Annotated in this window: 6 protein-coding genes; all 6 read left to right on the forward strand. The window is 66.8% G+C overall.

Translation table 11 applies throughout. The features are described 5' to 3' along the window. On the forward strand, nucleotides 1-355 hold a 355-nt coding region (locus ABEL04_RS10015; protein WP_375802252.1), incomplete at its 5' end, for a putative signal transducing protein. A gap of 46 nt (nucleotides 356-401) precedes the next feature. Further along, on the forward strand, nucleotides 402-1,217 hold the full coding sequence (locus ABEL04_RS10020) for a phosphatidate cytidylyltransferase (RefSeq protein ID WP_375802253.1): 816 nt from the start codon (nucleotides 402-404) through the stop codon (nucleotides 1,215-1,217). 95 nt (nucleotides 1,218-1,312) lie between these two features. Further along, nucleotides 1,313-1,513 (forward strand): hypothetical protein, encoded by a 201-nt coding sequence (locus tag ABEL04_RS10025; RefSeq protein ID WP_375802254.1) that lies wholly within the window; start codon nucleotides 1,313-1,315, stop codon nucleotides 1,511-1,513. 39 nt (nucleotides 1,514-1,552) lie between these two features. After that, complete coding sequence (mutL, locus tag ABEL04_RS10030) at nucleotides 1,553-3,535, forward strand: DNA mismatch repair endonuclease MutL (RefSeq protein WP_375802255.1); 1,983 nt, start codon at nucleotides 1,553-1,555, stop codon at nucleotides 3,533-3,535. A gap of 33 nt (nucleotides 3,536-3,568) precedes the next feature. After that, nucleotides 3,569-4,990, forward strand: a complete 1,422-nt coding sequence (tilS, locus tag ABEL04_RS10035) for a tRNA lysidine(34) synthetase TilS (protein ID WP_375802256.1) — start codon at nucleotides 3,569-3,571, stop codon at nucleotides 4,988-4,990. A gap of 57 nt (nucleotides 4,991-5,047) precedes the next feature. Continuing rightward, nucleotides 5,048-5,635, forward strand: coding sequence for a hypoxanthine phosphoribosyltransferase (gene hpt, locus ABEL04_RS10040; RefSeq protein ID WP_375802257.1), 588 nt, complete (start codon nucleotides 5,048-5,050; stop codon nucleotides 5,633-5,635). Nucleotides 5,636-5,653: the final 18 nt, after the last annotated feature.

Below are 5,653 nucleotides of genomic sequence, written 5' to 3' on the forward strand. Positions count from 1 at the left end.
GGACTGGGTGAGTGTTTTTCGGACCAGTACGGACTACGAGGCCGATCTCGTCCGGGACCGGCTCGACGACAGTGGCATTCCGGCGGTTGTCCTCACGAAGCGCGACCACGCCTTCAATCTCAACGTGGGCGACCTCGCGTCGGTGCACGTAAAAGTGCCCCCCGAGCAGGCCGAGGAGGCCGTGTCGCTGCTGGGGGAGCAGCTTTCCGACGAGGAGCTCGAAGACGCCGCCCTCGGGGCCGACTCGGATGCACCCCCCGCCAACACCCCCGAGGAAGACTCCAAGCTCGACTCGGGGCACGAACACATGGACCTGAGCCCCCCGGACGAAGAGTCCGAGGATGACTCCGAGTGAAATTTCCGATCCTGCGATCTGATTGGATTGAGCACGTTTTCGTTCCGTGAGTGATAGCCTCCAGCGGGTCGTGACGGCTCTCCTCGCGGCGCCGATTGTCCTAGCCCTCGCGTATCTGGGCGGATGGCCGTTTGCGGCCCTTGTTGCTGGCATCGGGGTCCTCGGGCAGCGTGAGTTCTATCAGATGGCCCGACGGGTAGGAGCCCATCCGCACCAGGGGGGCGGACTGCTCCTGGGGGTCCTCGTCGTGACGGCGATCCTGAGGCCGCCCCTCTGGCCTGTCGCGGCCGCGGCCCTGCTGGTCTTCGTGGTGGCGGCGCCCATTCTCCTCCCCCTGGAAGACTTCCTGCTCAGCTTTACGGCGACGATAGCGGGGGCTGTATATCCCACGGGGTTGCTCGGCAGTCTGGTGTGGCTCCGGAAAGGGAGCCCGGCAATCACCGACCACGAAGCCTTCCGGCTCGTCCTCCTGGTTCTGCTGGTCGTGTGGGCGACGGACACCGCGGCGTACTACGTGGGACGCGAGCTCGGCACACGTCCCTTGGCCCCAACCATCTCGCCCAACAAAACCTGGGAGGGAACGCTCGGCGGCATCGGGGCGGCGCTTCTAGTGGGAGGAGGCCTGAAGGCCACACTGCTCAGCGGACTCGCCTGGCCCCACGTCGCGGCCCTCGTCGGAATTGGGGGCGGGATCGGACAGCTGGGAGATCTGCTGGAAAGTCAGCTGAAGCGATCGACGGACATGGACGACTCGAGCCAGATTCTCCCGGGCCACGGCGGCATGCTGGACCGCTTCGACGCCATGGCGGTGGCGGCGCCCCTCATGGGGCTCTATCTCAACTACGTGGCGGGCGTTCTATGAAGCCTCCCGCCGAGGCGGTCGGGAGGCAGGAACGACGGCTCCGACGCCGGAGTTAGTACAATCCGTTCCCAAGTGCGAGCAGACGACCAACAGTCATGGGGCTTTTTTCTTCGGGCCGCGGTCCCCGCTCCTTTGACTACGAGCCGCGGTACCACGATCCGGACGACGAGGACGACCGTGAACTAAAGCGGCGCATGCAGTCGCAGCGCGCCCTGCAGGTGCGTCGCAGTCCGTACAGCCTGTACCTTTTTCTGGGCCTGCTGCTCATCACGATCCTCATCTACCAATCCATTTGACCTGAGCAGCACTCTCTTGCGAGCAACTTCACTGTTTCTGTGGCTGACGACGCGACGTCCCCCGAGGGCCTCATTGAGGTGATGCCGGACCGCCTCGCCAACCAGATTGCGGCGGGCGAGGTGGTGCAGCGGCCCGCGTCGGTGGCGAAAGAACTGCTCGAAAACGCGCTCGACGCGGGGGCCTCGTCCCTGGAGGTGCTGCTGAAGGACGCGGGGAGCACCCTCGTGCAGGTGATCGACGACGGGTGCGGCATGGGGCCGGAGGACGCCCAGCGCTGCTTTGAGCGCCACGCCACGAGCAAGGTCCGATCGGTGGACGACCTGGAGCGCATCCGGACACTCGGCTTTCGGGGGGAGGCCCTCGCATCGATCGCTGCCGTGGCGCAGGTGACGCTCAAGACGAAGCGGGTGGAGGACGAGACCGGTACGCTGGTGCGGGTGGAAGGGGGCGAGCAGGTCGAGACGCGCCCCTGTGCGATTCCGAGCGGCACGTCGGTCGCCGTGCGCAACCTGTTCTACAACGTACCGGCCCGGCGCAACTTTCTGAAGACCCCGGCGACGGAGCTCAAACACCTCACCGAAACGGTTCAATCCCTGGCCCTGGCCAACCCCGACACTGCCGTCCGGCTCGAGCACGACGGGCACGAGCACTACGACCTGCCCGCAGCCCCGGCCGACGACTGGCACGCGGCGACCCGGTCGCGCATCCTCGGCCTTCTCGGCGACGAGCATGACGACGAACTGGTGCCGATTGAAGACTCCTCGAGCGACCTCACAGTGCGCGGCTTCGTAGGGGCCCCCTCGTTTCACCGCAAGACGCGAGGGGAGCAGTTTCTGTTCGTCAACGGCCGGGCCATCGAAGATCGGTACCTGAGCCACGCCGTCAAAAAGGCGTACGACGACCTGCTGCCGGAGGGGGCCTTTCCTTTCTTTGCACTCTTCCTCACGATGGACCCCCGGCGCGTGGATGTAAACGTGCACCCGCAAAAAACCGAGGTCAAGTTCGACGACCAGAGTGGCATCTACGGGTTTCTTCGGAGCGCAGTGCGGGCGGCCCTCGGTCGGGTGCACGTGACCCCGCAGATTGGCGACGAGGAAGATCCTGGGGAGGAGGCGCAAACAGCTCCTGGGGAGTCCTCGTCCCCCTCGTCGGACGCCGCCTCGGACGGCTCCTCAGCGCGGCCCACCCCAACGTCCTTCCAGCCGCGCCAGTCGTCCGACGATTCGTCGTCCTCGTCCACGGGGCGCCCTTCACCGCGGCCGCGGAGCGCCCCGTCGTCGGGGCAGGAGCAGGACGGGGCGACCGTGGCCCCCGGCACCCAGTCCGATGCCCTGTACCGCCCGCCGGAGGAGGCCCCCGAAGGCCCGTCGGCGGACACAGCGTCGTCCTCGACCCAGAAGGCGAGTCCCGACGCCCCAGAGACGGCCCCTCAGCAAGGGCCGAAGTCGACCCCAGGCCAACGTCCGGTGTGGGGCCTGCACGACACCTACATCGTGACGCCCACGGACACCGGCGTGATGATTGTGGACCAGCGGGCGGCGCACCTCCGCGTGCTCTACGAGCGGGCGCGTACCCATTTGGAGCAGCAGCGCGGCGAGTCGCAACGCCTGCTCTTCCCGCACACCATCGATCTGTCGCCCGCCGAGGCGGATCTGCTGGAGGAGCTCCGCGACGACCTCGACGCGCTCGGCTTCGAACTGGAGCGCCTCAGCGGCCGCACCATCTCGGTCCGTGGCGTGCCCACCGACGTGCCCGACGGCGACGAGGACGCCATTCTGGAGGACATTCTAGCGCAGTACACCTCTGCCCAGGACGCGGTCGACGACGAGCGGCGCACCCACCTCGCCAAAATGATGGCCCAGCGGAGCGCCGTGGAGCGGGGCCAGCCGCTCTCGGAGGACGAGCGCCGCGCCCTCCTACGCGATCTCTTCGACTGCGAAATGCCCTACGCCGATCCTACCGGCACGCCGACGATCGTGAAGCTGTCGATGGAGGAGCTCGCCGATCAATTCGGGCGGTAGCTGCGATCGCTCGTTTTCTAAGCTTGAGGCCTCATGACGTCCGTAACCGTCGACACAGTTTCGGCATTCATTGAGCGCCACGACCTGTTGGGCGACGGCGCAACGGTCCTCGTTGCCGTGAGCGGTGGGGCCGACTCGATGGTCTGCCTGTCTGTCCTTCGACGGCTGGGGTACGACGTGCATGCGCTCCACGCGAACTACGGCCTGCGCGAGGGGGCGGACGACGATGAGGCACTGGTTCGGCAGTGGTGCGACGCCCAGTCTCCACCGGTGCCGTTCACCGCGGTGTCGCTCGACGCGGAGGCCCGCGCGGCATCTGAAGATGAATCGCTGCAGGAGGCGGCGCGGCGGCTGCGCTACGACGCCCTGGCCGAGCGGGCCGTGGAGATCGACGCCCCGGCGGTGACGACCGGCCATCACCGCGACGATCAGGCGGAGACGCTTCTCCTCAACCTCGTTCGGGGCAGCGGGCCGGAAGGCCTGGCCGGCATGCGCCCGGCGCGCCCCCTGCAAGAAGCCCCCTCTGTGTCGCTGGTGCGGCCTCTCCTGGAGGTCAGCCGAGACGACATCGAGGCGTACGCCGAGGCCGTCGGTCTTCCGTGGCGGACCGACCCGACCAACCGCAGTCTGGACTACGACCGGGGGGTCATGCGGACTGAGATTCTTCCGCGGCTCGACGATCATTTTGAAGGCGCCCGGGACACTCTCGCCCGCTCGGCGTCCCTGATGCGGGAATACGTGGACCAGGCGCTGCGCCCGGCCCTCGACGCACGAATGGACGAGGCGTTCGTGGACCGCGAGACGGGCGGGTGGCTGTCGCTGGAGGCCCTGACCGACGAGCCGCCGGTTTGGCGCCGGCGGCTCCTTCTGGAGGCCCTGCGCCGCACCCTGCCCACGGCGCCCTGCAGCTACGCCCTGGCCGAGGAGCTCGTCGCCCTCGTGGAGGCCCAGGTGGGCCGCCGGGTCGAGGTAGGAGGCGGCACGGTGTGGCGTGAGCGGTCTGGACTCCGCTTCCTGCCCGAAGACGCTGCACCAGCGCCGCTCCCGCCGACCCCGGTGGACTGGGGCGAGCCGGTGACGATCCCGCAGGGAACGCTCCAGGTCGAACGAGGTGTGGACCTGCCCGAATCGCTCGATTCTGGTGGCCCGGGCGTGGCCTACGCCGACGCCGAGCGTCTCAACGCAGACCTGACGGTCCGGACCTGGACGGACGGCGACCGGTTGCGACCTCTCGGCCTGAACGGGACGAAAACTGTAAGCGACCTCCTAACCGACGCTCAGGTGCCCCCCCATCGGCGGAACGGCGTCTGTGTCCTCTGCACCGCAGAGCACATTGCCTGGGTGGTGGGGCACCGCCTCGACCACCGGGTCCGCGTGCGCCCCGACACGGAGCAAGTGGCTCGGCTCGTCCTACGACCTCGTGAAAAACCTTCGGACGACTGTCAATCGTCATAACCGCCGCCTAGCTTCACTGTGCAGTCACTCCATCACTGCCCGATCCTGAATTGAGACATGCCCGCCACGCGCGACCTTTTGGAAACCCCTGCCCCGCCCACGGAGTCTGTGGTCACCGTTCAAGGCGAGCGCTTTCGCCGCTACCTCTCGGCCGAACGCATTCAGGAGCGGGTCGCAGAGATGGGGCGGACCATCACCCGCGACTACGCGGACACCACGCCCATCCTTGTCAGTGTTCTGAACGGGGCGTTCATGTACACCGCCGATCTGATGCGGGCCATCGATACGGACTGCGAGATCGACTTCATCAAGCTCTCCTCGTACGGAGATGCGAAGGTGTCCAGCGGTGAGGTCCACGAGCTCAAGAGCGTGGACGCTGACCTGGAGGACCGCGACGTGCTCATCGTGGAGGACATCGTAGACACCGGGCTGTCGATGGAGTTCATGAAGGGTCGTCTCTGGGAATACAATCCCGCTTCGCTCCGCGTGGCGACGCTGCTCCACAAGCCGACCGCGACGGAACCGAACCTACAGCTCGACTATGTAGGCTTTCGGATTCCGGATCTCTTCGTCATCGGCTACGGGCTCGACTACGGTCAACTTGCGCGTAACCTGAGCGACATCTACATCCTGGATGAAGACTGAGGATGGGGAAGCAAGGAA

This window comes from Salinibacter sp., assembly GCF_042218895.1.
Classification (GTDB): domain Bacteria; phylum Bacteroidota; class Rhodothermia; order Rhodothermales; family Salinibacteraceae; genus Salinibacter.

Excerpts from the sequence above, each read along its gene's own strand:
- ABEL04_RS10025 (WP_375802254.1), top strand. The coding sequence starts at position 1,313 with ATGGGGCTTTTTTCTTCGGGCCGCGGTCCCCGCTCCTTTGACTACGAG.
- tilS (WP_375802256.1), top strand. The coding sequence starts at position 3,569 with ATGACGTCCGTAACCGTCGACACAGTTTCGGCATTCATTGAGCGCCAC.
- hpt (WP_375802257.1), top strand. The coding sequence starts at position 5,048 with ATGCCCGCCACGCGCGACCTTTTGGAAACCCCTGCCCCGCCCACGGAG.